General features: G+C 37.2%; 24 protein-coding genes, 1 tRNA gene and 2 pseudogenes. 23 read left to right on the top strand and 4 right to left on the bottom strand.

Going from position 1 to position 25,672, the window contains the following annotated elements; translation table 11 throughout:
* The first annotated feature begins 328 nt into the window (after window positions 1-328).
* Both ltrA and LQ50_RS19320 read left to right on the top strand, forming a co-directional pair.
* Window positions 329-2,098 (top strand): annotated as a pseudogene (gene ltrA, locus LQ50_RS19325) (group II intron reverse transcriptase/maturase).
* A gap of 186 nt (window positions 2,099-2,284) precedes the next feature.
* The gene (locus tag LQ50_RS19320) at window positions 2,285-2,818 is read left to right on the top strand and encodes a GNAT family N-acetyltransferase (RefSeq protein WP_034632437.1); all 534 of its coding nucleotides are present in this window, start codon (window positions 2,285-2,287) and stop codon (window positions 2,816-2,818) included.
* A 205-nt stretch (window positions 2,819-3,023) separates the two neighbouring features.
* On the opposite strand, the gene LQ50_RS19315 is transcribed toward LQ50_RS19320, so the two are convergent.
* On the bottom strand, window positions 3,024-3,413 hold the full coding sequence (locus tag LQ50_RS19315) for a cytochrome b5 domain-containing protein (RefSeq protein ID WP_034632435.1): 390 nt from the start codon (window positions 3,411-3,413) through the stop codon (window positions 3,024-3,026).
* 658 nt (window positions 3,414-4,071) lie between these two features.
* Here LQ50_RS19315 and LQ50_RS19310 point away from each other — a divergent pair.
* Complete coding sequence (locus tag LQ50_RS19310; RefSeq protein WP_052144872.1) at window positions 4,072-6,576, top strand: toll/interleukin-1 receptor domain-containing protein; 2,505 nt, start codon at window positions 4,072-4,074, stop codon at window positions 6,574-6,576.
* A gap of 406 nt (window positions 6,577-6,982) precedes the next feature.
* Window positions 6,983-7,327: a fumarylacetoacetate hydrolase family protein gene (locus tag LQ50_RS19305; RefSeq protein ID WP_084138946.1), complete on the top strand. Its 345-nt coding sequence runs from the start codon at window positions 6,983-6,985 to the stop codon at window positions 7,325-7,327.
* A gap of 427 nt (window positions 7,328-7,754) precedes the next feature.
* On the opposite strand, the gene LQ50_RS25240 is transcribed toward LQ50_RS19305, so the two are convergent.
* A tRNA-Sec gene (locus LQ50_RS25240) sits at window positions 7,755-7,851 on the bottom strand.
* 293 nt (window positions 7,852-8,144) lie between these two features.
* On the opposite strand from LQ50_RS25240, the gene LQ50_RS19300 reads away from it, so the two are divergent.
* From LQ50_RS19300 to LQ50_RS19260, 10 genes and pseudogenes are all read left to right on the top strand, one after another.
* Window positions 8,145-9,017 carry a LysR family transcriptional regulator gene (locus LQ50_RS19300; RefSeq protein WP_034632433.1) on the top strand — a complete coding sequence of 291 codons (873 nt, stop codon included), beginning with the start codon at window positions 8,145-8,147 and terminating at the stop codon, window positions 9,015-9,017.
* Window positions 9,018-9,181: 164 nt separating this feature from the next.
* Window positions 9,182-10,108 carry an AEC family transporter gene (locus tag LQ50_RS19295; RefSeq protein ID WP_034632432.1) on the top strand — a complete coding sequence of 309 codons (927 nt, stop codon included), beginning with the start codon at window positions 9,182-9,184 and terminating at the stop codon, window positions 10,106-10,108.
* Window positions 10,109-10,354: 246 nt separating this feature from the next.
* Window positions 10,355-10,798, top strand: a complete 444-nt coding sequence (hutP, locus tag LQ50_RS19290) for a histidine utilization transcription antiterminator HutP (protein ID WP_034632429.1) — start codon at window positions 10,355-10,357, stop codon at window positions 10,796-10,798.
* A gap of 123 nt (window positions 10,799-10,921) precedes the next feature.
* Complete coding sequence (gene hutH / locus LQ50_RS19285) at window positions 10,922-12,439, top strand: histidine ammonia-lyase (RefSeq protein ID WP_034632426.1); 1,518 nt, start codon at window positions 10,922-10,924, stop codon at window positions 12,437-12,439.
* Between the two features lie 15 nt (window positions 12,440-12,454).
* On the top strand, window positions 12,455-14,122 hold the full coding sequence (gene hutU / locus LQ50_RS19280; protein ID WP_034632424.1) for a urocanate hydratase: 1,668 nt from the start codon (window positions 12,455-12,457) through the stop codon (window positions 14,120-14,122).
* A gap of 14 nt (window positions 14,123-14,136) precedes the next feature.
* The gene (gene hutI / locus LQ50_RS19275; protein ID WP_034632420.1) at window positions 14,137-15,426 is read left to right on the top strand and encodes an imidazolonepropionase; all 1,290 of its coding nucleotides are present in this window, start codon (window positions 14,137-14,139) and stop codon (window positions 15,424-15,426) included.
* Window positions 15,395-16,360, top strand: a complete 966-nt coding sequence (gene hutG / locus LQ50_RS19270; protein WP_034632418.1) for a formimidoylglutamase — start codon at window positions 15,395-15,397, stop codon at window positions 16,358-16,360. The genes hutI and hutG overlap by 32 nt, the downstream gene beginning before the upstream one ends.
* Window positions 16,353-16,595: pseudogene (locus LQ50_RS19265) on the top strand (transporter permease); the annotation flags it as partial. The gene hutG and the pseudogene LQ50_RS19265, both read left to right, overlap by 8 nt.
* Before the next feature lie 147 nt (window positions 16,596-16,742).
* Window positions 16,743-16,898, top strand: a complete 156-nt coding sequence (locus LQ50_RS25540; RefSeq protein ID WP_161784702.1) for a hypothetical protein — start codon at window positions 16,743-16,745, stop codon at window positions 16,896-16,898.
* The gene (locus LQ50_RS19260) at window positions 16,898-17,239 is read left to right on the top strand and encodes a hypothetical protein (protein ID WP_034632408.1); all 342 of its coding nucleotides are present in this window, start codon (window positions 16,898-16,900) and stop codon (window positions 17,237-17,239) included. The genes LQ50_RS25540 and LQ50_RS19260 overlap by 1 nt, the downstream gene beginning before the upstream one ends.
* Window positions 17,240-18,074: 835 nt before the next feature.
* On the opposite strand, the gene LQ50_RS19255 is transcribed toward LQ50_RS19260, so the two are convergent.
* Window positions 18,075-18,293, bottom strand: coding sequence for a hypothetical protein (locus LQ50_RS19255; RefSeq protein ID WP_034632407.1), 219 nt, complete (start codon window positions 18,291-18,293; stop codon window positions 18,075-18,077).
* Between the two features lie 372 nt (window positions 18,294-18,665).
* Here LQ50_RS19255 and LQ50_RS19250 point away from each other — a divergent pair, with 372 nt between their 5' ends.
* The 8 genes from LQ50_RS19250 (at window position 18,666) to LQ50_RS26335 (ending at window position 24,307) form a co-directional block, all read left to right on the top strand.
* Entirely contained in the window at window positions 18,666-19,463 is a 798-nt protein-coding gene (locus LQ50_RS19250; RefSeq protein WP_152608260.1) for an ABC transporter ATP-binding protein, read from the top strand.
* A 2-nt stretch (window positions 19,464-19,465) separates the two neighbouring features.
* Window positions 19,466-21,100 carry a hypothetical protein gene (locus LQ50_RS19245; protein ID WP_034632406.1) on the top strand — a complete coding sequence of 545 codons (1,635 nt, stop codon included), beginning with the start codon at window positions 19,466-19,468 and terminating at the stop codon, window positions 21,098-21,100.
* A 139-nt stretch (window positions 21,101-21,239) separates the two neighbouring features.
* Window positions 21,240-21,746: a small multi-drug export protein gene (locus LQ50_RS19240; protein ID WP_034632405.1), complete on the top strand. Its 507-nt coding sequence runs from the start codon at window positions 21,240-21,242 to the stop codon at window positions 21,744-21,746.
* A 12-nt stretch (window positions 21,747-21,758) separates the two neighbouring features.
* A complete protein-coding gene (locus LQ50_RS19235; RefSeq protein WP_034632404.1) occupies window positions 21,759-22,499 on the top strand; it encodes a hypothetical protein in 741 nt (246 codons plus the stop codon).
* An 18-nt stretch (window positions 22,500-22,517) separates the two neighbouring features.
* The gene (locus tag LQ50_RS19230; protein ID WP_034632403.1) at window positions 22,518-22,910 is read left to right on the top strand and encodes a GntR family transcriptional regulator; all 393 of its coding nucleotides are present in this window, start codon (window positions 22,518-22,520) and stop codon (window positions 22,908-22,910) included.
* A 2-nt stretch (window positions 22,911-22,912) separates the two neighbouring features.
* Window positions 22,913-23,788: an ABC transporter ATP-binding protein gene (locus LQ50_RS19225; protein ID WP_052144871.1), complete on the top strand. Its 876-nt coding sequence runs from the start codon at window positions 22,913-22,915 to the stop codon at window positions 23,786-23,788.
* Between the two features lie 35 nt (window positions 23,789-23,823).
* The gene (locus LQ50_RS19220) at window positions 23,824-24,153 is read left to right on the top strand and encodes a hypothetical protein (protein ID WP_034632402.1); all 330 of its coding nucleotides are present in this window, start codon (window positions 23,824-23,826) and stop codon (window positions 24,151-24,153) included.
* A gap of 25 nt (window positions 24,154-24,178) precedes the next feature.
* Entirely contained in the window at window positions 24,179-24,307 is a 129-nt protein-coding gene (locus tag LQ50_RS26335; protein ID WP_272913737.1) for a hypothetical protein, read from the top strand.
* Window positions 24,308-24,363: 56 nt separating this feature from the next.
* Here the strand turns inward: LQ50_RS26335 and LQ50_RS19215 are convergent, their stop codons facing one another.
* Entirely contained in the window at window positions 24,364-24,687 is a 324-nt protein-coding gene (locus LQ50_RS19215; RefSeq protein ID WP_034632401.1) for a 2Fe-2S iron-sulfur cluster-binding protein, read from the bottom strand.
* 212 nt (window positions 24,688-24,899) lie between these two features.
* Between LQ50_RS19215 and LQ50_RS19210 the strand changes: the two genes are divergently transcribed.
* Window positions 24,900-25,619 (top strand): YebC/PmpR family DNA-binding transcriptional regulator, encoded by a 720-nt coding sequence (locus LQ50_RS19210; protein ID WP_034632399.1) that lies wholly within the window; start codon window positions 24,900-24,902, stop codon window positions 25,617-25,619.
* Window positions 25,620-25,672: the final 53 nt, after the last annotated feature.

Genomic DNA, 25,672 nt, shown 5'->3' with positions numbered 1-25,672 from the left:
CTAAGTTCTTTCTATAATAGATATAATTCAACGTTGTAAGCTGATAACGTGGAGGGCTTACTCCCTATGAAACGGTGAAAAGGAAAACGCTAGTGAAATTAGCCAGTGTATAACCTTCTTTATATCAGTGAAAGTGGTGGCACAGTACCAATGAAATGTCTAATCCACATGGAGGGATAGCCACTAGACTAATAAAGAATCATTCAACCATGTAAGGCAGTTCTTTATCGAATAATAAGGTTCTTGTGAGACTAAAAGAGGTTGAACTCCCAAGGGAGTCACCAACTTGTTAAAACGGAAGAAACTGAGGCATAACGAGTATTATGATATGCAATCTTGTTTTGATAACTTATATGCTCGAAGTGTTGATGGTCAAAATTTCTATGACTTGATGAAACTAATTAGTTCAAATGAAAATATACGTCTTGCGTATCGAAACATCAAAAGAAATACTGGGAGTAAAACGGCAGGTACAAATAAATTAACCATCGAAGATGTAAAAGATTTGTCTGTGGAACAAGTAACTAAAAAGCTTGAACATATGCTTAGCGCATACGAGCCAGAAAAAGTTAGACGAGTGTTTATTCCAAAGGCGAATGGTAAAACAAGACCTTTAGGAATTCCGACAATATGGGATAGAATCCTCCAGCAGTGTATTTTACAAGTGTTGGAGCCGATTTGCGAAGCGAAATTTCACAAGCATAGTTACGGTTTTAGACCAAACAGGAATACGCATCACGCCAAAGCTAGATTTGAGTTTCTTATCAATCAAGCAGGACTCTACCACTGTATAGACGTTGATATTAAAGGCTTTTTTGATAATGTGAACCATAGTAAACTACTCAAACAACTCTGGTCGATAGGTATAAGGGATAAAGCACTTCTTTCAATAATTTCTAAGCTACTAAAAGCTGAAATTGAGAGAGAAGGCATTCCAACCAAGGGTACTCCTCAGGGTGGCATTCTGTCTCCGCTTTTATCAAACATTGTCCTAAATGAACTTGATTGGTGGGTAAGTGACCAATGGGAATCGTTTAAAACTACCTTTAAATATAAGCATCCTGGAAAATATCAAGCTCTCAAAAAATCTCACTTAAAAGAGTGTTTCATTGTTCGTTACGCTGATGACTTTAAAATTCTCTGTCGTACGAGGTCACAAGCGATAAAGATGAATTATGCTGTAAAAGACTTTCTTAAAACAAGGTTACACCTTGAAACAAGTGATGAAAAGTCACAAGTCATAAACTTAAAGAAGAATTCGTCAGAATTCCTTGGGTTCTCGATTAAAGCCGTAAGAAAAGGTAAGACCAGAATGGGTTATGTGGCTCAATCAAATATGACGAAGAAAGCAAAGTCAAATGCACTCATAAAAATTAAAGAAGCAATAAAAGTCATTCAGAAGAAACCCTGTATGGAGACAGTTTGACATTATAATACTGTTGTAATGGGAATTCAAAATTACTACTCAGCAGCCACACAAATTACAAATAATCTTAGTGAGTTAACCTCCTTCCTTAGTAAGGCTTTATATAATCGACTAAAAGACCTCAGAAAAGAAGCGGAATTTTCGGATATGACTCGTACATTACAAAAACGCTACAAGGGATATGAACCAAAGTTTTTCAAGATACGAGACATGGTATTTGTACCCATTTATGCCCAACGGCATAAAACAAATCTGTGTTTCTCGCAAATTACGTGTAATTATACTGCCGAAGGCAGAGAAAAGATACACAAGACCTTAAAGGCGATAAATAAAAATGTTCTACGTTCTATCATGAAAAGCTTTATTCCAAATCGAACCATTGAGTATAATGACAACCGTATAAGTAAGTTCGTTGCACAGTATGGAAAATGTGCTGTAACTGGAGTTGAGTTAGGGTTGAATGATTGGCATTGCCATCATAAAAATCCTTTTCATCTCTCAAAGGATGACAGGTTCTTAAACCTGATAGTGCTTCACGAGGCTGTTCATCGCCTAGTACATGTGAAAGATACTGAAAGAATCAACCGTTTACTTGAAGCACTACAATTAGATAGGAAGCAGAAAGAAAAGGTCAATGAACTTCGGGGACTATGCCAAAATGACTCAATTTGATTTGGATTTATAAAATGCTTCATTAAAAACATAGAATTGAATGAATTGGTTTAGTTGGAACGCCGTATGATTCGAAAGTTTCACGTACGGTGTGAACAGGGGGAAAAGGGAGCGATAAGTTCAAACCCTTACCTATCTGTATGAAGAAGATGTGTTGCATTAAAGGGCTGAGAAGGAGAGGAAAAAATGTTTCCAACATTAGAGACAGAAAGATTGGTACTTAGAGAAATATCGAAGGATGATGCAGAGGGTATATTTGCTTGTTTTTCAAATGAAAATGTAACACGGTATTATGGGCAAGATACTTTAGAAAATATAGAACAAGCAGAAGCATTTGTTGATTTCTTTGCAAACAGTTACAAGGAGAACAGAGGAATACGTTGGGGGATTGAGATAAAAGGAACTCAAGGGATAATCGGCACTATAGGATTCAATGCTTGGTCCCCTAAACATAAACGAGCTGAGATAGGTTATGAGATACATCCTAATAAATGGAGGAAGGGATATACCATTGAAGCCGTATCTAAAGTAATTGAGTACGGATTTGGTGAATTTGGTCTAACTAGAATCGGTGCAGTAGTCTTTACCGATAATGAGGCTTCTAATATGTTGCTAACAAAAGTAGGATTTATAAAGGAAGGTATTTTAAGGGATTATATGTATCAAAATGGAGAGCCATATGATACATATGTGTACTCATTACTTAAATATAATGGATAACATTATTCAACAAACGGATGCTAGAGCGAAACTAAAAGTTGTCAGTTGCTGCCCCTAATGTTTATTGTGTTAACGAGCTTCTCAAAAGCTCAAGACTATAGACAACACTGGGATTGCAATAAGGCACTCTCCCGCCACCTTGAAACAAAGACACCTAGTTACGATTATTTGAATCGTAACTAGGTGTCTTGTTTCATTCTTATTGTTATTCAAGTGTACCGACGATTGGTAAGTTTTCCAGTACAGAAGAGCCGTGAGGAGATGCTGAAATTTTCTCTGAGTTGTCAGCACCAGCCATTACTCCACCAAAGTGTTCTCCACCTTCCCAAGCTCCAATATCTGAAACATCGTAAACGACTCCGTCAACCGCTACATAAGCAGGATTTCCATCTTGCCCATTATACTCACTAAGTTCTTCCAGTGTGAATACTTGACCTTCTTCAACTGCTGAAGCGTCTGTTTCTTCTGTAGTATTTTCCTCTGTACTTTCTTCCGATGTCGACGTATCTGGTTCTTCAGTTGTTGTGTCCCCACCACAAGCTGCTAAAACAAAAGCCGTCATTGACAATACTAATAAACCATTAAATTTTTTCATGTTCTTGCCCCCTACATTTTTAAAAACTTTTTTATATAGTTATATGTTAAATGCTATCTCCCCTCACTAAAAGAGATTTTGATTACATTTAACGTAGTGTTCACTTTCCGTTAAAAATCTGGTCACTTTTTTGTCAAATAAACTAGTGGTAATAAAAAAATGGATATTACGCGAGGAGATTTCAAGTGAAATATAGTTGGATTTGTGAAATGCCGTACTTAAACGGAAGCTTACATTGAATAAGAACGATGAAAAGCTAGTATAGTTCTTTGCTGCATAGTACAAATATACTGGTTATAGAATAACCCTTTAAAGACGATTGCTTTTAAAGTAATCGTCTTTCGTATTTGACACATACTGCGCAGCAAATAACTTTTTTTAAAAAGAATGAAAAGGTAGTTATATAAGTAATTGCTTCCACAATCAGGCGAGATAATAGAAGAATTATAAGTTCATTAAACAGATTGTTTAGAGTTAATGGTTATTTTTTTAAATATATTTTGAAAATTATACCCTAATGACCTAGTAATTATAAAAATATGGTAAAATGTATAATATATTGATATTCGAGTCTGTTCAAAAAGAGTGGCTTTTTCTTTTTGAAAGATTCGAAGCCATTACCACGTACTTTTTGCACGCTAATTAGGGGGAATTTGCATTGAAAAGGATTTTTTTATCTCATAGTAGCAAGGATAAAATTTTTTACATAGAAAACATTGTCAAGAATTTAACAAAATTAATTGGTAAAGATAAATTTGTATATGATGCTATAACTTTTGAAGAAGGTCAAGAAACATCTCAAGAAATATCGAAATGGTTAAAGAACACAGAAATTTTTGTTCTTTTTATTTCTGAAACTGCATTAGAATCTCCTTGGGTTAAAAAGGAAATTTTAGAGGCTAAGGATTTATTTGATAGAAATGACCTGAGAAAGATATATCCAATTATAATCGATGAACAGATAACACATGAAGATAAGAGAATCCCAAATTGGATGAGAGAAACATATAACATTAGAATTATCTCTCGTCCAGCAGTTGCTGCAAGAAAAATACATAATAGATATATAGAATTAGTATGGGAAAAAAATCCTAAAATTAAAGAAAAGAATACGTTTTTTGTAGGAAGAAATAGTCTTATTGATAATATTGAGGAACGAATTGATACATACGATAAACCTGTACCAACTTCTTTAATTGCATCAGGCTTAAATGAAATAGGAAGAAGATCCCTATTAAGAAGAAGTTTAATAAAATCAAGCATAATTAGTGAAAGTTATTTTATGCCAACTATATTTTTAGATGCACATCAAAGTATAGAAGATTTAATACTTTTATTAAATGATTTAGGTTTTGAATCAGATTATGGTTTTGAGAAATCTCTTATGCAAATCTCTCAGGATGAAAAAATAGAAATTGCATTTAAAATGTTTAAGGAAATGAAGAATGCTAAAGATGTTTTATTAATAGTAGATGAAGGTGCCATAGTGTCTCCTACAAGGACTATAAGTGATTGGTATCTAAAGTTGAATAATAAACTTAATGAAGCATTTAATGGCATGACTATTTGCGTCGTAAGCAAACATAGAACAAGGTTTCAGGATCTGATTAAAGCAGAGTCGATTCATGCTGTTCATGTTCCGGAACTTTCCGCGGGCGAAAGAAGTCGATTATTCACAAGATACAGCCGGATTTCGGGATTGGATTTAGGAGATGAAGATATAAAATATGTTACGACTTTTTTCTCTGGGCTACCAAAAGAAATAATTTATACAGCTGATTACATTAAGCATAATAATATTCAAGATATAAAAAGAGATACATCTATTATTACTGACTTTTCTGACGGGAAAGTATCTAGGTTAGTATCTCAGTATGATAAGAATGCAAATGCTCATAATTTATTGGCGTTGATAGCTACATTTGACTTTATTAGTTATAGTATGCTTTCTGAATTATTCAATGATTCAGAAGAATATAAGATGCTGATTGAAGATTTTATAACAAATGGAATTTGTGAGAATTTAGGTATAAATGGCGAATATATATGTCTAAATTCTGCTATAAAGAATTATGTAAAGAGACAAAGATTTGAAATGGGTAAAGAATTTAAAGATGCTCTGCATGAGCATGTTAAAAATTTTATGAATGATTATGATAATTTCAATGATAAGGATGTTTCAGATGTATTTTATTCTCTAAGAGAAGTGATTAGTGAAAATAAAGAAATAGATAATAGATATTTAATACCATCTCATTACTTAAAATCAATGAAAGAATTATACGATAGAAAAGATAGAGATCAAGATGTTGTTAAATTAGCAGATAGAATTTTGATAAGCGAAGAGTTTATGGATAGACATATAGCTAGAGAAATACGTTACTTTCTATGTTCATCGTTGGCACGTCTAAAAGATGACAGGTTTAAAGCAGAAGTTCAGAAAATTGATGGACCTGAGCATAATTTTTTATTTGGATTTTATTATCGACATGTAGGACGTGATAGAGAAGCCATAAATAGTCTATTGAAGGCCCTTGAAGAACGACCTAAATTTTCAAGAGCTAAAAGAGAGCTGGTTCTTGTTTATAATAACAATGAGGAATATGATAAAGCTTTAAATTTGGCTCAGGAAAATTACGAATTCAATAAAAATAATGAGTTTCACATTCAAGCATACTTTCAATGCTTATCTTACGGAAGAAGTGACAATTTAAGTTTTGAAGAAAGAAGAAATCGAGCGAGTTTATTGTTAGAGGATATAGATAAAATTGACTCTGAAAAAGCTAAAAGTATGTCTTTAGTAATGAATATTCAATATAACGTTTATTTTAATGACAATTTTGAAATTGCTCAAGATCTAATTGAAAAGAATGCATTTTTATATCCCAACGATATATTCGTACTTCTAGCAACTTTTGATTTCTATGAAAAAGTAGGTAGTATTGAACACTTAAGATCTATTTTAGAAGCGATAAAGAATATTCATGGTAATACATGGAGTAAATATAACCGTGATTACGTAAAATGCCTAGCAGTTTATAAAGCTGCCAATGGTGACATTTTAAAGGCTAGAGCAATAGCGAGGGATATCAATACTTCAGAGACAGCTAAACGAATACTTGAAAATAAGATAAATCGATATGAAACTGCATCAAGGGATTAATATTTGACAATGTGTCATTTTCGAATAGGTATCACGAAACGTGAGCTTATGTGTAAGAAGAATAACAAAACAAAATAATTTGCTACGTAGTACAACGATACTGTTCATTAGAAGATGATATTCCAATTTGCATGTTTGTGGAGAAAAAAGCATACTTTTTCGGATAGGGAGGATTAGGCTCTTGCACTTCAAAATCGTTGACGTTCTCCAATCGTCTAATTATATTCAAAGAAGTTGGAGAGTAACAGAGATACAATATATATCCTTTATTGATAATAAAAGCACGAAGAACATCTCTTCGTGCTTTTATACAGTACGAATTTAACTGGAGAAGTTTGGGTTAATATCCGTTAATTAGCGATTAGGTATAAGTTACAAAGGAAAATAATGAGAGGTTGGTGTGGCAATGAAGGTACTACAAAAAACAAAGATGATAGTTCGTTATCAAAGATGTGACGGAAATGTATATTATGGAATTGTTGAAGATGACGAGATAGTACAATTATCTAGTACTTTTACTGAAGTAGTAATCAATGATTTAAAATTTGATGGAGAAAGGGTTAAATATAATGATGTGAAGATTTTGGAGCCGGTAGTACTCTCGAAAATCATTAATTTTGGATGGACATATGCTGATCATGCAAAAGAAACTGGTGGGAAAGCAAATCTTAAAGAACCATTTTTGTTTTTGAAACCGACGTCTTCCGTGATTCCCGATCAGACCAACATCGTTCTACCGCCAAATGATTAAGAAGTCGGGGGATATTGTAGTGGTTGAAGTAGAACAGATAGGTAAACTTTGTAACTATGTATATTAAAAACTTTACGAAAAATAATGATTAGTCTTACTAAAGCGTTATATACATGTTTGTTGTATTTGTATATGATGCTTATTTTTTGTTATCACAATGTACCATCCCATACTTTTTTATGGGAGGACATACAGTAACACGTTTCGAAGAATTGAGAGCTTTACAGTGGGGGGGAATATAGGCTTCAATACAAGTGAGGTGTCGATTGCTAAGTCTGCTTATATGGATAAAGACGAAATGACCCCAAAATCAGTGATCTAACAAAGTGAAATAGACCGTCCCATTATATTTTGTAAAATTCCGAGTATTTAGATAATTTTCGTTGCGATTAATTAAAAGCAATTAAACCCTTGATTATATAAGGTTTGGCGGGACTGTCTAGGAATCGAACCTAGCGGAGACGGCACGCGCCTCCCAAGCGGTTTTGAAGACCGTGGCGAACACCAGTGTCACAGCCAGCCCCATGAAGTATTAATTTAACCTATTTGCATAATGGAGATCGTGAATCTCACACGATCTCCATTATGCATGAATTAATAAACTTTTTCAAGTTTTTTCGTTCATGGAAAATCTAGCCTTTCTAGTGAAGAGAGAGCTTTGGTGAGTTGGACATTTGTCTCTAATAGAAAGACTAGACTTTTATGGTAATGTATAGAGTAGATTATAAGTAAGAGAAATGAAGCATGTGGCTAAAATCTAAGTTAGATATCGAAATCCGTTATGTCATAACAATCAACAATTGTTGGAGGAGAAAAAATGGATGAACGTGATTGGCTTATCTTAAAGGTTCTTTTTGAGAAACAAAACATTACAAAGACGGCTCAAAGTCTCTATATCTCACAACCTTCCTTAACAAAAAGAATTCAACATATCGAGAATGAGTTTCAAGTTTCAATCATCAACCGGGGAGCAAAGGGAATTCAGTTTACTCCTCAAGGGGAATATCTAGTAAAAAGTGCTGAAGACATGTTAACACGTCTTCAAAAGATGAAAGAAAACGTTCTTAATATGGAGAGAGAAGTGAGCGGTACTCTGCGATTAGGGGTATCGAATTATATTGCAAGGTATAAGCTAGCTCCTCTATTAAAATGGTTTCAGGAACAGTATCCAAACGTGAACTACAAAGTTACAACCGGTTGGAGTCATGATATTGTGAATATGGTCTATCATCGGGATGTTCATATTGGGATTGTTCGCGGCGATTACCAGTGGTCTGATTCAAGGTGCCTTCTATTTGAAGAGAACATTAGTGTGGCGTCTAAGGAACCATTTGCACTTGATGATCTGCCTTCGATGCCAAGAATTAATTATGAAACCGATACACTGCTTAAGACGGTCATAGATCAATGGTGGAACCGCACATTTTCTCAGGCTCCTTTGATTGGGATGGAAGTCGATAAGGGGATTACGTGTAAAGAAATGGTGATCAATGGTCTTGGCTATGGAATTCTTCCTAGCGCATTAATTGAGGAGCAAAAGGACGTACATAGCATACCATTGAAAGATGAAAACGGAGCTCCTCTCATAAGAAAAACATGGATGTTCTATCATGAAGACACTGCTGAAGTAAAGATGGTTAGGGAGTTTGTTCGATTCGTTGAAAAATTGGACTTTACACAAATTCATTAAATATAGTATGAGTGTTACTCAACAAAGCCGTATTGACTCCGCACATTCGCGCCTGCATGAGCCCTCTTTTTTTCTATTCAATTTTTGAATAGAACCTTATAGCCAAATTGAATTTTACAGGCGGCTTAGTTATTTATTATGCTTGGGTGGAAGGGGGAATGTGTGTGGATGTGTTTTTTCTAATCGTAGTGAATGTGATGATTCCTATTTTTTCTTTGATCGCAATCGGAGCTTTTCTTCATCGAACCTTTAAGTTTGATATGAGCACACTTTCAAGGCTAAATACGTTTCTATTAATACCGGCTGTATGTTTTGTTAATGTGTATCAGAGTCAAATGGCAGGTGATACATTATCGCTGATTATTGGGTTTCTTGTTTTACAAAATATGAGCTTAATTGTGATTAGTGCGCTAGTTGCAAAGTTTGCGAGATTTGACACTCGTTTGTCAGCGACGTTTAAGAATAGTGTTGTCCTCAGTAATAATGGCAACTTTGGCTTGCCTGTCAGTCAGCTCGTCTTTTTGCATCATCCGATCGGAGTAACCGTTCAAATTGTTGTTCTTATTTTTCAAAATCTACTTACATTTACATATGGATTGTTTAATTCGGTTTCTGTGGAGAAAAAAGGCTTCCAAGCGCTGCGATTGTTCTTGAAAAATCCTGTTATATATGCACTGGTGTTTGCTATTGTTCTGAAAGTTCTTTCGGTTCCGATTCCACATTATCTCTGGACTCCTATCGAAAATACAGCCAGTGCGTTTATGGCGATCGCGCTTGTGACCCTAGGAGCTCAAAGTGCGTTTATCAAGATCTATCGTTTTTCAAAGCCGTTAATCCTTAGTTTAATAGGGCGGTTGATTCTCTCTCCTTGTCTTGGTCTTATCGTGATCCTACTTTTAAACCTCGATGGAACGATTGCACAGGCGTTGTTCATTGCGAGTGCCTTTCCTACGTCAAGAAATAGCTCGATATTTGCATTGGAATACGGGAATCATCCTGAATATGCAGCGCAAACGGTTTTGGTATCAACCGTGTTTAGCATGGTGACGGTAACAGGTACAGTCTATTTAGCAGAGATTTTATTTTCTTAGTTTGTTCTAATGTTTTAATGGTTTCATCTTTAGAGCTTCACATACTAAAGGCACCAATCATACTATACATTGGGAAGGGGGAAGTAATTACATACTCCTTCCCGAGGAAGTGCCTAAAGGTTCTAGGTGAATATTTCATTTACCGTATGAATTTGGAATTTTTCATTGACACATGATTTTTAAGCGCTTACACTAAGGGTAGTTATTAGATATTAGTTTGATAGAAAAGCGAAAGAGTTGTTGTTGATGGCGTTAAGTAATGATAATCGGATTGGACGACACGCGATCCTTCTATTGCTTTCTGAGGATTCAGTTGGTCAGTTAAAGAAACTGGAACAGTCGAATTGGAAAGGATGTACCGGAAAAGTTGGTTCAATGGAGGCGCATAAAGTAGTGGCAGCAATAGAGACTGCGGCGAAGAAAAATGGGATTATCCAGTCGAATGTTTATCGTGAATCACACGCACTGTATCATGCCATTATCGAAGCGCTACATGGAGTAACGAGAGGTCAAGTTCAGTTAGGGTCTGTTTTACGAACAGTTGGCTTATCGTTTGCCATATTGCGTGGAAACCCGTATGACAGTGAGTTAGAAGGAGATTGGATTGCCGTTTCCTTGTATGGCACAATAGGTGCACCTGTTAAAGGGTCAGAGCATGAAACGATTGGTTTAGGAATTAATCACATATAATTGCCCATAGTATTTTAGTTAATAGGGGGCTATATCTTGAAATCAAATGTTTGATTTCAGTGATATAGTCCCCTTTTCTATTGCTCCTTTACTTAACTAAAGGGATTGGAAGGAGAGAGGATCATGGTTATATTAAACGGTCAAACACTAACTTTTTCTGATGTGCGTAATGTGCTCTTTGAAAATGAGAAAGTTACGTATTCAGATGAAAGTATGAAGAAAGTCAATGCAAGCCGCAAAGCAGTTGAAAAAATAGTGGATGAGGGAAAAGTGGTATACGGGATAACAACAGGTTTTGGAAAATTTAGCGATGTCTATATCGGGAAAGATGATGTGGAGGCTTTGCAATTAAACTTGATTCGCTCGCATGCTTGTGGAATTGGAGAACCTTTTCCAGAAGTGGTGTCAAGAGCGATGGTTCTTCTTAGAGCTAATGCATTATTGAAAGGATTCTCAGGAGTACGACCAGTTGTGATAGAAAGATTACTTGATTTAGTAAATGCTCACATTCACCCTGTGATTCCCCAGCAAGGATCGCTTGGGGCAAGTGGAGATTTAGCTCCATTATCCCATTTAGCACTCGTGTTAATTGGAGAGGGTGAGGTTTTTTATCAAGGTGAAAAAGTAGATGCAATCGATGCTTTAACAAAAGAAGGAATCTTTCCAATTTCTTTAACAGCAAAAGAAGGGTTAGCGCTCATAAATGGAACGCAAGCGATGACCGCAATGGGAATAGTGGCTTATTTAGAAGCTGAGAAGCTAGCTTTTCAATCAGAAGTTATTGCTTCAATGACAATGGAAGGGTTACAAGGCATTATTGATGCCTTTGATGAAGAGATCCATCTAGCTCGTGGCTATAAAGAACAAATCGATGTTGCTAGGAGAATTCGCACCTATTTAGCGGATAGTCAGTTAACGACAAAGCAAGGGGAAGTCAGAGTGCAAGATGCGTATTCGTTACGTTGTATCCCGCAAGTGCATGGGGCGACATGGCAAGCATTGAATTACGTAAAGGAAAAGTTAGAGATTGAAATGAATGCAGCCACAGATAATCCACTTATTTTTGATGATGGGAAGAAAGTATTATCTGGCGGGAATTTTCATGGTCAGCCGATTGCCTTTGCTATGGATTTCTTAGCAATAGCGATGGCGGAGTTAGCTAATATATCAGAGCGGCGGATTGAACGGTTAGTGAATCCACAATTAAGTGATTTACCGCCATTTTTAAGTCCGGAGCCAGGATTGCAGTCTGGTGCGATGATTATGCAATATGCAGCCGCATCGCTTGTTTCTGAAAACAAAACATTGGCTCATCCAGCGAGTGTGGATTCGATTCCTTCATCTGCAAACCAAGAAGATCATGTTAGCATGGGAACGATCGGTTCAAGACATGCCTACCAAGTGATTCAGAATGCACGCCGTGTCCTTTCTATTGAAGCCATTTGTGCGATGCAAGCAACAGAATATAGAGGAACCGACAAGATGTCGCAAACAACAAGTCAATTTTTTCATAAAGGAAGAGAAATAGCCTCATCCATTACAAAGGATCGCGTGTTCTCAAAAGATATCGAAGAAATTTCTAAATGGCTACAAGCAAGTTCGCACCGTTTTGATCCATCAGAAACGAAAATTCATTCCTAAAAGGAGAGAGAAAACATGACAACAAAAAAACGAATGATTCAGGCAAAAACAGGTGTAGAAAAAGAATGTAAAGGCTGGGAGCAGGAAGCTGTTTTACGTATGCTATACAATAATTTGGACCCTGAAGTCGCTGAAAAACCAGAAGACTTGATTGTTTATGGGGGGATTGGAAAAGCAGCTCGAAACTGGGAATCATTTGATGCGATCGTTCGTTCCTTGAAGAAGCTGGAAGACGATGAAACGTTGCTGATTCAATCGGGTAAGCCTGTAGGAATGTTCAAAACCCATCCGGCTGCACCGAGAGTGTTGTTGTCCAATTCTGTTCTAGTACCTAAGTGGGCCAATTGGGATCATTTCAATAAGCTCGAAAAAGAAGGGTTAATGATGTATGGCCAAATGACAGCGGGCAGCTGGATTTATATTGGAACTCAAGGGATTTTACAAGGTACCTATGAAACATTTGCGGAAATTGCTAGAAGACACTTCTCTAATAGTTTAAAAGGAACATTAACATTAACAGCCGGCTTAGGAGGAATGGGTGGTGCGCAACCTCTAGCAGTGACAATGAATGATGGTGTTGTCATTGCTGTTGATGTAGATGCAGAGCGAATTCAAAAACGAATCGATACAAAATATTGTGACCGCATGACACATTCGTTAGATACAGCACTTGAGTGGGCGCTAGAAGCTAAGGAAAAACGCGAACCTCTTTCAATTGGTTTAGTAGGCAATGCAGCAGCAATTCATCATGGAATTCTCGAGCGCAACATTCATATTGATATTGTGACAGATCAAACATCGGCTCATGATCCATTAAATGGCTATGTTCCTGAAGGATTTTCTTTAGCGGAAGCTGATGAGCTTCGTGATACAGATCCGACTAGATATGTGAAGCTAGCAAATGAAAGCATGAGAAAGCATGTGGAAGCGATGGTCGAGATGCAAGAGAGAGGCTCGATTGTGTTTGATTACGGAAATAATATTCGTCAAGTTGCAAAGGATGAAGGCTTTGAAGATGCGTTCAAATTCCCTGGCTTTGTTCCGGCCTATATCCGTCCTCTTTTCTGTGAGGGGAAAGGTCCTTTTCGTTGGGTAGCCTTATCAGGCGATCCTGAAGATATTTACCGTACGGATGAACTGATTAAAGAACTATTCCCTGAAAATGAAGCGCTTTGCCGCTGGATTGACATGGCTCAAGAAAAAGTTGCGTTTCAAGGTTTGCCATCACGTATTTGTTGGTTAGGTTACGGTGAGCGTAAAAAGATGGGGCTTGCTATTAACGAGCTTGTAAGAAAAGGAGAATTAAAAGCACCGATTGTCATTGGACGTGATCATTTAGATTGTGGCTCTGTTGCTTCACCAAATCGGGAAACTGAAGCGATGTTAGATGGAAGTGATGCAGTAGGGGATTGGGCGATTTTAAATGCACTAGTCAATACATCTGCCGGTGCGAGCTGGGTATCGGTCCATCATGGTGGTGGGGTTGGAATGGGGTATTCCCTTCATGCTGGAATGGTGGTCGTTGCTGATGGAACACCGCTTGCAAAAGAGCGATTGGAACGCGTTCTTACAACAGATCCAGGCATGGGTGTTATACGCCATGCAGATGCTGGATATGAGCTCGCACAAGATGTAGCGAAGGAAAAGAATGTTGTTATTCCTATGAATGAGAAAGAGAATTAAGAGGAGGCGGGCGAATGAAACAATATGTTGATTTACTACTTGTGAATATTGGGCAGTTGCTAACGATGGAAGCGGTTGGTCCTAAAGCCGGGAAAGACATGCAAGATGTAAGCATGCTTGAAGATGCCGTTGTCGGAATAGCCAATGGCAAGATTGCTTTCATTGGGAAGAAGAAGGATGCAGCAGAAATTCAAGCTGGTGAAGTCATTGATTGTCAAGGAAAGCTCGTATCGCCAGGATTGGTTGACCCTCATACTCATGTTGTTTTTGGTGGATCACGTGAGCATGAAATGGCGTTAAAGCAGCAAGGCGTTCCTTATTTAGACATTCTAAAACAAGGAGGGGGCATTCTGTCTACGGTTGAACAAACTCGTGAAGCGACAGAAGATCATTTATACGAAAAAGCACGCTTTCACCTTGATCGGATGCTATCTTATGGGGTAACGACTGCGGAAGTGAAAAGTGGTTATGGATTAGATGTAGATACAGAATTTAAGCAGCTGAAAGTAGCCCAACGCTTGCAGCAAGATCATCCGATTGATTTGGTCTCGACGTTTTTAGGAGCGCATGCAATACCAAATGAATACAAAGAAGACCCCCAAGCCTTTTTAGATGAAATGATTGGGATGCTTGATTTAATTAAAATTGAGGAACTTGCGGAGTTTGTTTGTATATTTTTACTAGAGACCGGTGTGTTTACCGTCGAGCAGTCTCGGGAGTATTTAATTAAAGCGAGTGAGAAAGGATTTGGATTAAAAATTCACGCAGATGAAATTGATCCTTTAGGTGGAACAGAACTAGCAGCTGATTTAGGAGCGGTGTCAGCAGATCATCTTGTTGGTGCATCAGATCAGGGGATTAAAAAGTTAGCTAACTCTGGAACGATTGCTGTTTTACTGCCAGGTACCACCTTTTATTTAGGAAAAGAGACGTTTGCGCGTGCTAGAAAAATGATTGATGAGGGAGTAAGAGTGGCGCTGGCGACAGATTTTAATCCAGGAAGCTGCCCGACAGAAAACATACAGTTGATTATGACTTTTGCAGCCTTGAAGCTGAACATGTCTCCTGAAGAAATTTGGAATGCGATGACGGTTAATGCTGCCTATGCCATCGGTCGCGGAGAAAAAGCAGGTCAAGTGGTCGTGGGGCGTCAAGCGGATCTTGTGATTTGGGATGCTCCGAACTATCAATATCTTCCTTATCATTACGGAGTGAATCATGTAAATACCGTAATTAAAAAGGGACAAATCGTTTCAAAAAGGAGGAAGATCATTGACACCATTACCTTATCTACAAAAAGCTAATTCATCATTTATCGACCGGGACGTCACAAAGATGGGAGACTTAATAAAAGAGTGGAGTGGTGAAAAAATCAGAGGGGTTGGGCTAATTGGCGCTCCCCTTTCTAAATCATCCATTAGTCACTCAGGAGCCTGTTTTGCTCCGGGAACGATCCGGAAAGCATTGTCAGGCTATTCAACCTATTCAATCGAAGATACCATTGATTTAGCCAAATGGATCATTCAAGATTTAGGTGATGTTTCCATGCATGTAACGAATATTGAAGAATCTCAGAACCGCGTTTATGAAACGATTCTTCAATTGTTTAAGGAACATCCATCATGGCTTCCTATTGTATTAGGGGGAGATAATTCAATTACTTATCCTAGTATTAAAGGGTATCAAGAAGCAAAAGGAGAAGTGGGGGTCATTCAGTTTGACGCTCATCATGACGTAAGAAACTTGGAGGATGGAGGTCCAAGCAATGGTACACCCTTTCGAAGTTTACTTGAAAGTAAAACCATCAATGGGGCCAACTTAGTTCAAGTAGGTATTCGTGATTTTTCAAATAGTAAACCATATCATGATTATGTAAACAATCATGGTGTAACGGTGTACACGATGAAGGACGTACGACATACGAGTATGAAAGAGTTAATGGAAACATCACTAAAGAAGCTTGAAAAGTCCGTTGATTCGATTTACGTTTCTGTGGATATGGATGTCATAGATCAGGCGCAAGCACCAGGGTGTCCAGCTATTGGACCAGGGGGCATGGATACAGTTGATCTTTTTGAGGCAATCTCGTATTTGGGGGAACACCCGATGGTAGGAGGACTAGAAATTGTAGAAGTGGATCCAACGGTAGACTTCCGTGATATGACAAGCAGAGTGGCAGCTCATGTCATTTTGAACTTTTTAAAAGGAAAGCAAAGAGGGGGATTAACGTTTGATTAATGCTGTAGTCATTTCTGTCATCATTATGGTTGTTCGTAGTCTCCTTCGAGTAAACGTTGTATTGGCCATTCTCTTTGCTGCACTAACTGCTGGTGTAGCATCGGGCCTTCCTTTAGGGGATAGCATTGATATGCTTGTTTCAGGTATGGGAGGCCAAGCAAATACGGCTCTTAGTTACATTTTACTTGGAGCATTTGCCATCATGATTGGATATTCGGGTATTACTGGTTTTTTATAAGGCTAGTTCAAAAAAACTAAATTCGACCTTCTAGAGCTGAAGAGCACAAATAAAAAGTAACAAGCATTATAACGCTTGTTACTTTGACTTAAATGTATACGATTACTCCTATTTGAAATAATTAACGTAAAGGAGTGATAAATTATGTTTAATGTATTATTGTCTGTTATTTTAAGCTTATCTTTAGTTCAAGCTGAAACAAGTGATCCCCTAGAACCGAACCCTAATAAACCATTAGGGGATGTTATACCAATTGAGAAAGCCGTATCAGAGTTTGAAAAACAATATGAAAAAAAGTAATGATGCCTGAATACTTACCTTTTACACCAACAGTTAGTGGTGGAAATATTGATAAATCACAGGATATTTTAAGAATTGACTATTTGAATGAAAAAAGTAATAAAACGTTAGCTTTAGAAGCACATGTAAATGACCTAAACCTTAAAAGTGCAAAAGGTGAGTATTTTAATTTAAATAATGGGATTAAAGCAGAAATAATTAATGATCAAAGTATTGACTTTCTCTTTATAAACTTTAAGGTTAATGACTTAACATATCTTATAGGTATTAATAAAAATAAATATCCTGATATCGAAGAATGCATAAAAGAGCTTAAAAAAGTAGCAAATTCAATAAAATAGAAAAACACACATGTTGAGAATATCAACATGTGTGTTTTTCTTTACCAATTTGTATTAAGAATTCCATAGCCCCTACAACCCGTTTGCCCACTTCGACCACAAGCTGTTCTCAAGAAATAGGCCGTTACTAGGAGCATCGAAATAACTATACGATGAACCAGGACCTGCTGGTGCAGTTTTTATAGTAGAAACAAATGTATGCTGCGACTTCCCACTCAATCATTGATTTGACTGTAGACAAAAAGCCTTTGGTTTAATTTCTCAAAGGCTTTTTAAGCTATTTCTCCTATTTTCTTTTGATCGTTGAAGAGTAGGGAATTTCTATCTTTCCTCTCAACAAAGCGGACGGGATGGGAGGGCCGACTCCTGCAGGAGGGAAGGGCAGGTTGAAATCCACCGGCGCAGCCGGTTAGTTCAACGCCCGCCTGCGGAAAGCGTGCCCCCCATCCCGGGAGCGAGATCGAAGCTACTTTTCAAGTCCGAAATATAAACGAACACTTTTTCAGTGGCCTCATGTAGAGGTGGGCGAGACACCGCAGGAACAGCCGAGGAGGCTCGGCACCGCCTTGCTGGTACGAGTGACTGAAGCGCAATGGAACGAACATATGGAGAACACGTCTTCCTCATAAAAACAACAAAGTATGCGGAAACTGCCTTTTTTTATGATTAAATAGACGTTGATGAAAGCCGAAAGAGAGTGCAGCAAAGGAGGGAAGCTCATTCATAAGGTAGCTAAAGATCCGAAACCCAGCTCTAAATGATATAAAATTAAAAAAGAGAAATTCCTAATAAAGAAGGATCACATGCATCAATGTGATCCTTCTTTAATGTAGTATTAGCTGTTATGAGAATGGCTTTGACTATGATTTACGCTACGCTGAATTCCGGAATTTGAATAACTTTGAACCATTTTTTGCAAATCTTTGTGTGCCTCTCTTAATTCTAATGTTGCGTCGATGATTTTTTGAAAACCTTCCAAATCTTTATCTGAAGCATTCAACAGCGATTTTGTCATGCCTTCGGCGATTTGTTGTAGGCTTAGGTCTCTGTTCACAAACAACGACCACCTTTCTTTTCATTTGTTGGAGTTTTTTCCTTACTTATTAATTTTTCGATTGAGTAGGTATTTTCCTGCAAAAACTTCTCTACATATATCAGCAGATTGTCGTAAATGTAAACAAATAACGAGTGAATTTCCTATATGTATACAAGTTATAAAGTTTTTCAGGTTATATTTATAGTTTACGATATTCTTTTCGTGAGTGGAGGATAGTTGCAGGTTTCTCATATTTATTTGAGGAAATTATAGTTTTTATCAAATAACTTAATAATCTATCATTCTATTGTTATAGTTCTTTCGTTATTTAGTAGGTTATTTATTGGGTGTTTATGTTAAAATTGAGAGATAATTCTATTTATGGAGTGGATGATTAGTGTGGAGAAAATAGAAAAACCGATCTTATCTTTAGAAGATGTCACGATGTCATTTACGAATAAAATGGTATTGCGTGCGATTAATTTAGACGTGTATAAGGGACAAATCATTGGTTATATAGGTCCAAATGGAGCTGGGAAAAGTACGACTGTGAAAATAATGCTTGGCCTTATTGAAGGTTATCATGGGAACGTCACGATCTTTGGTAATGATATCTCGGATGGAAAAGTAGATTATAAAAAGCATATTGGTTATGTGCCGGAAACGGCTGAATTGTATGATAACTTAACAGCAGGTGAATATTTATCTTTTGTAGGAGAATTATATGGAGTTCCTCCTGAGCAAGTAGAGAGCAAAGCTAGACGGTTGATGGCCAAATTTGGCTTAGAAGAGGTGTATCACTCGAGGCTTTCATCTTATTCGAAAGGAATGAGGCAAAAGGTCTTACTTATTTCTAGTTTATTGCATAATCCTGATCTATTATTTCTTGATGAGCCATTGAGTGGACTAGATGCTAATAGTGTTATGGTGGTGAAAGAGATTTTAGCGCAATTAGCAGCACAAGGAAAAACGATATTCTATTCTTCTCATATTATGGAAGTTGTCGAGAAGATTAGTAACCGAATCGTCCTTCTATCTGAAGGGCAAATTATTGCAGATGGAAGCTTTGATGAGTTGAAAGAACAAAACACGGAAGGGACATTAGAACAAATTTTTAATCAATTAACTGGGTTTCATGAACATCAAGAAATCGCTGAGGAATTTGTCTCTATTGTTCAAGAGGTGTAGGGATGGAGAACTTTCTAACTCTTAAACTACTAGACTATTTTCGAAGTGTATTTGAGAAATTAGGTGTTGATTACAACATCATGCGTAAGATTTTGCAGGTGAAATTAACGATGGATAATAGAAGGGTCCCAACGATCTTTACTCAATCCAACGCAAAGACCGACAAAAAGAAAGAAGGAAATCAATTTTTAAAGTCGTTATGGCTTTATGGCCTTTTTGGGCTTGTACTCGTCCCTTTTATTCTTGTTGGTGAAAATTATTTGTTTCAAATGAGTATTGTCTTTTCAATAGCAATGTTTATTATTATGACATCGATGATTTCGGATTTCTCGTCTGTTCTTTTAGACATACGAGATAAAACAATCTTGCAAACAAAACCTGTTACTCAGAAGACAATTAGTGCGTCTAAACTTGTACACATCGTCATTTATTTATTTTTTTTAACTGGTTCGATTATGGCGATTCCCTTGCTTGTTTCTTTATTTACAAAAGGCATTGTCTTTTTTCTTATCTTTCTTGTAGAGATACTATTTGTAAATCTCTTAATTATTGTCATAACAGCCTTGCTTTATTTGTTTATTTTACGCTTCTTTGATGGCGAGAAATTAATGGATCTGATCAATTATGTTCAAATTATGTTGTCACTTGCAACGATTGTTGGATATCAATTAGTGATTCGTTCTTTTGAGTTTATTAATATTGATATTCAAGTTAATTTAGATTGGTGGCAGTTCTTTCTTCCGCCAATGTGGTATGCTGCTCCGTTCGAATGGATCTTAAATGGTCATACCAATATGTTTATATTGATTTATACGGCTTTAGCATTTATTGTGCCAATCTTTTCTATTGTGCTCTACATTAAATTAATGCCTTCTTTTGAGAGGAACCTTCAAAAGCTTACGGCCCAAAGTGGTGGTAGAAAAAGCAGTCATAAAGGTAGCTTGGTGGCAAAGTGGATTTGTCGTAACAGTAAAGAAAGAACATTTTACCGATTTGCCAATACGATGATGAAGCAGGAAAGAGAGTTTAAGTTAAAGGTGTATCCTTCATTAGGGCTCGCCTTCGTGCTACCGATCTTATTGTTTTATAATGAGTTTCGTTATAGAACGTTAGAGGAGATGGCTTCAACTCAATATTATTTGGCGATCTATGTTTGTTTATTAATCATTCCGACTATTATAATGATGTTGAAATACTCAGGGACTTATAAAGGGGCTTGGATCTATCAAGCAGCACCAATAGAGCATCCAGGACCTATTTTCAAAGGTACTTTAAAAGCATTTCTCATGAAGCTGTTTCTTCCTGTATATATCTTACAATGTTTGATATTTGGCTACATTTTTACAGTTGCGATTGTTCCGCATTTATTGACGGTATTATTAAGTTCATTTGTATATACGGTTTTGTGTTTCCTATTATTAAAAAAGGCTTTGCCGTTTTCTGAATCGTTTAAAGCGGGACAACAAGGAGAGGGCTTTACCATTTTTATTTTGCTGCTATTGATTGGACCTTTTATTGGACTGCATTATCTAAGTTCAATGGTTCCTTTTGGAATCTATATTTACATTGTTCTTTTATTGCTTGTCAATTACTTTCTTTGGAATGATCGTATCTTTAAGAAAGTCAAAATACGTTAAAGTCTTTTGATAAGAAGAAAAGACGTGTGCCTACGACTAGGCATACGTCTTTTTTTGAAATTCCTCTTTTCTTTAACAAATAAGGATGTTATAGTGTGTATATAAATATAAACAGTATAACAGTTAGGGGATGTATTAAATGAATTTCTTTGAATTATTATGGGCGTATGTTTTAGTCTTTATTTTATCTGCTGTGCCTTTTCTTGAGGGGTATGCCGTTGCACCACTCGCGATTATTGCTGGTTTATCAGCCGTACCAGTCATTATTTTAGGTTTGCTTGGAAACATTGTGACGGTATTTCTAGTGATTGTTTTCGTAAATAAAATTAAAGCTTGGAGAAATAAGAAAAAGAATAAGGGCCAAGAACAAGAAGAAGGCCAGACAGAAAGCAAGCGAACTGTTCGCGCACAGAAAATTTGGAGCAAATATGGTTTACCTGGTTTAGCGATGATTGGTCCATTGTTTGTCGGAAGTCACGTAACGGCATTTATGAGTGTTTCCTTAGGGGCTACTAAGCAGAAAGCATTTGTTTGGATGACGGCTAGCATTACAGTTTGGACAATTGTGTTTGTTATTCTTGCTTATTTCGGAGTTGATTTGCTTGGACATCGTGATGATGGAGTATCGAATCGCTTCTTTAATTAAGGAGGTAGATGAATGTTTACTCAAGCGTTATGGCTCGTGAAAAAAGATATGAGGTACACGTGGAAGGGCTTTATTTTCACAGTTGTTGCGGTCGTATTCTTTGGTTTGTTTACGGCTATCTTTTTAGAGCAAGCAGCTAGAGCTTTGTTTGGTGATGGTGTGATGTATTATAACGAGATCGTACTAGATATCTTTTTTGTTGCAATCGTGCCTTCATTAGCAGCTATTTTTATGTCTGGACCTTATTTATCGTTTCAAACGATCAAAGACGATCCATTTACCAAACGAATGGCTTTTCTTAGAACCTTACCAATTCCTGTGACAGTTATTGCATTAAGCAAAACTCTGATGATGCTCATCACATTGTTGATCATGTCGACAATCTTTTATGGTGCCATGGCATTTGCGTTGCCAGATAGCTTTTTTACTTATGTGACGTTGCCAGAGTTTTTCGTGTTTATTTTGCTTTGGTTTGGTTATTCTCTTGCTCTTGGTGGGATGAATCCATATATTGAATACGGAACAAGTGGGAAGGTCTTGCATCTATTGCCATTTGTTTGGATTGCTTTAATGTTTGGTTTGTTTTTTAGCTTTCGTCATATCGTTGGACATAGCATCGTTGAATGGAGCCTATTATTAGTCAAAGATTTTGGGTGGTTTTCTGCTATTGTTTCGATCATCATTGGTGTGATGGGCTGCTTCCTTTGGCATAAGTTACTTATGCGCCGCTTGAAGAAGAGAGATTATGTGTAACGGAAGGGAGGAGGTCCAATGAAACTACCCATTCGAGTTTCTGAAGAAAGCAGAGAGCCGATTTATCATCAGATCGAAACACAAGTGAAATCACTAATTGTTGGCGGACAGCTTCCACCTGGTACACCGCTACCTTCCATTCGAGTTCTTTCTAATGACCTTCAATGTAGTGTGATAACGACAAGAAGAGCGTATCAAAATCTAGAAAGCCATGGATTTATTAAAACCGTTCAAGGGAAAGGGACGTTTGTAAAAGAGATGGAAACGGTAAAAATGGAAGAGACCAAACAAAAAGTGGTTGTCGATGCTTTTAAGAAAACCATTGAACAGGCAGAACAATTAGGCTGGTCGCGTAGTGAGATTAAACGAATCTTTGAAGATGTGATTAATATGAAAACGAATGGGGGATAACCATGGAAAGCCCATTGCTAACGACAAATGGTTTAACCAAGCAATACAAGAAATTTACATTAGGCCCGATTGATATGAAGGTAGAGAAAGGAACTGCGATTGCGATCGTCGGAGCAAATGGTTCGGGGAAAAGTACATTCTTTCGTTTGATTATGAATTTGCTTCAACCTAATAGTGGTTCTCTGGAAATATTTAATCAGTCATATGAAGAAAATGAGACAGACATCAAGCAACAAATTGGGTATGCTGGGGAATTACTTGAACCATTTGGCCATCTGTCGATTAAAGAACTTGCTAAGTTCGTCTCGTTTTGGTATTCAAGTTGGGATGAACAGTACTTTCAACACTTACTAGAGAGGTACCAAATTGATGGTACGAAAAAATATGCGAAGTGTTCAAAAGGCATGAAAAAGAAAGTGGAGTTTATTCTTTCGATTAGTCATCGTCCAACTTTGCTTATTTTAGATGAGCCATCGGCTGGAGTGGATATCATTTCTCAAAAGAAAATGAGAGAGGATTTGATACACTATTTGGAGGACGGAGAAAGAAGCATAATATTAGCGACTCATTCCATAGATGAGGTAAAATCAATATGTGACTGGATTACCGTTCTTCATGAAGGGAACATACTTCACTCTTTTGATAAGGATGAGATGTTTGAAAATTGGGGTAGAATATGGATATCAAAGGTAACGGATCGAATTCGAAATCATCCAAATGTGATCGATCTAGTAACCTCTCCAATTCAAGTTGTGACGAATGATTTACAGCAACTCGAAAGTGACTTGGAAAATGAAAACATAGACATTACACATGTGCAAAGATTAACGTTAGAAGAAGGACTAGAGTATTTAATAGGGACTAACATTAGCGTCTAATTCAGGTATGTTAGATACGTAAATAGGTGATGAGGATGATTTATAAACGGATCTTTTTGCTTAGCATAGTGTTTTCGATTGTTTTTAGTTTATACGGTTTTTCAATGAGTGAAAAACCGTATGACGGTGATACCGAAATTTCTGATTCGATTGAATGGTCCATTAGTGAAGGAGGGCTAAGTGCACCTTCTTTTCAAGCAGTAATCACGAAGCTTTGGAACAGCACCTTTAAAGACGATAGCTCAATTCTATCGAACTACATTGTGCAATTATTTGATTCGCCTATTCCGGTAGAGAAAAGGATGGTTCAATTAATGACGGTGAAATATCAAAGCACGTTCTTTTCTTCATTGATGATTCGTTAATCAATGAAGGAAAGAGGTGAAAATCGTGCTGAAGAAAAAAGTGATTCACCCAGACTTAAGAGAACCTATTGGAGGCTTATTAGTAGGGCTCATTATGATGTTAGTTGTTTTCTTTATTGCCCATTTTGTGTTTGGGTTAGAAATTTTTTCGTGAGTTGAGAAAGGAGCGGTGGCTGGTGATGCCATCGCTCCTTTTTGGTTCGTTTTTTCTTAGTCTTGAGGACGAGTACCTGGGTCCATCCCTGAATCAGTTGCTGTCATAACAGGTTTTACAGTTAAATCTGACTGTACTCTTATTTGACAGGAAAGTCGAATGTTTTCCTCTCTAAATCCTTTTGCATCGAGAATCTTTGCTTCTGCTTCCTCAACGGGACCGGCATCTCCTGCAAGGACTTCGACGCGACAGGTCGTACATCGTGCGTTTCCGCCACAGCGATGCAAAATATCGACATCGTTATCTTCTAAAGCCAGTACTAATTTCGTTCCTTCCTCTACTTGGAAAGACCCTCTTCCTTCTACTTGAATCGTTGGCATAAGTTATCTCCTCCTTTCACGGTTACTAAAAACATTACCATAATTTGGACTAAATGTGTAACATCGAAAAGCCCTATTAAAGACGAAAAGATAAAACTCGAAACAATGAATAAATGTATAGTATAATAAATGTTGGTGAATTATGGATCAGTTCTAAAAACAAGTGAACTGATAGTGAAAACAATAGATATAGTTGAAAGCGAGTGTTCATTATGGGGCGTAAGTGGAACAATATTAAGGAGAAAAAAGCGTCAAAGGATGCAAATACGAGTCGGGTCTATGCCAAGTTTGGGCGTGAAATTTACGTGGTTGCAAAACAAGGGGAACCAGATCCTGAGTCTAACCGAGCGTTAAAAGTTGTGCTTGAGCGTGCCAAAACATATAGTGTGCCAAAGGCCATTATCGATCGCGCCATTGAAAAAGCAAAAGGCGGTTCAGAAGAAAATTATGATGAACTGCGTTATGAAGGGTTTGGACCTAATGGCTCAATGGTCATCGTTGATGCTTTAACGAATAACGTTAACCGTACAGCGGCAGAAGTACGTTCGGCTTTTAAAAAGAATGCTGGAAATATGGGTGTGAGCGGATCCGTTTCATTTATGTTTGATGCGACCGCCGTTATTGGCCTTGAAGGAAAATCAGAAGAAGAAGTACTCGAGTTTTTGCTTGAGGCCGATGTTGATGTTCGTGATATCGTTGCTGAAGACGATTCGATTATTGTCTATGCGGAACCAGATCAATTCCATGAGGTTCAAGAAGCATGTAAGGCTGCGGGAGTAGAAGAGTTCACAGTTGCGGAGCTAACAATACTTGCACAAAATGATGTATCTCTTCCAGCTGATGCAAAGGAACAATTTGAAAAGTTAATTGATGCACTAGAAGATCTAGAAGATGTGCAACAAGTGTATCATAATGTCGATTTAGGAGAGTAAATTTTTATCAGCTTTTAAATGGAGAAAATCGATTGATACTACATATAAAGCAC

The organism is Halalkalibacter okhensis (assembly GCF_000787375.1).
In the GTDB taxonomy this organism is placed as follows: domain Bacteria; phylum Bacillota; class Bacilli; order Bacillales; family Bacillaceae_D; genus Halalkalibacter; species Halalkalibacter okhensis.
This window is presented reverse-complemented; position numbering and strand designations above follow the sequence as displayed.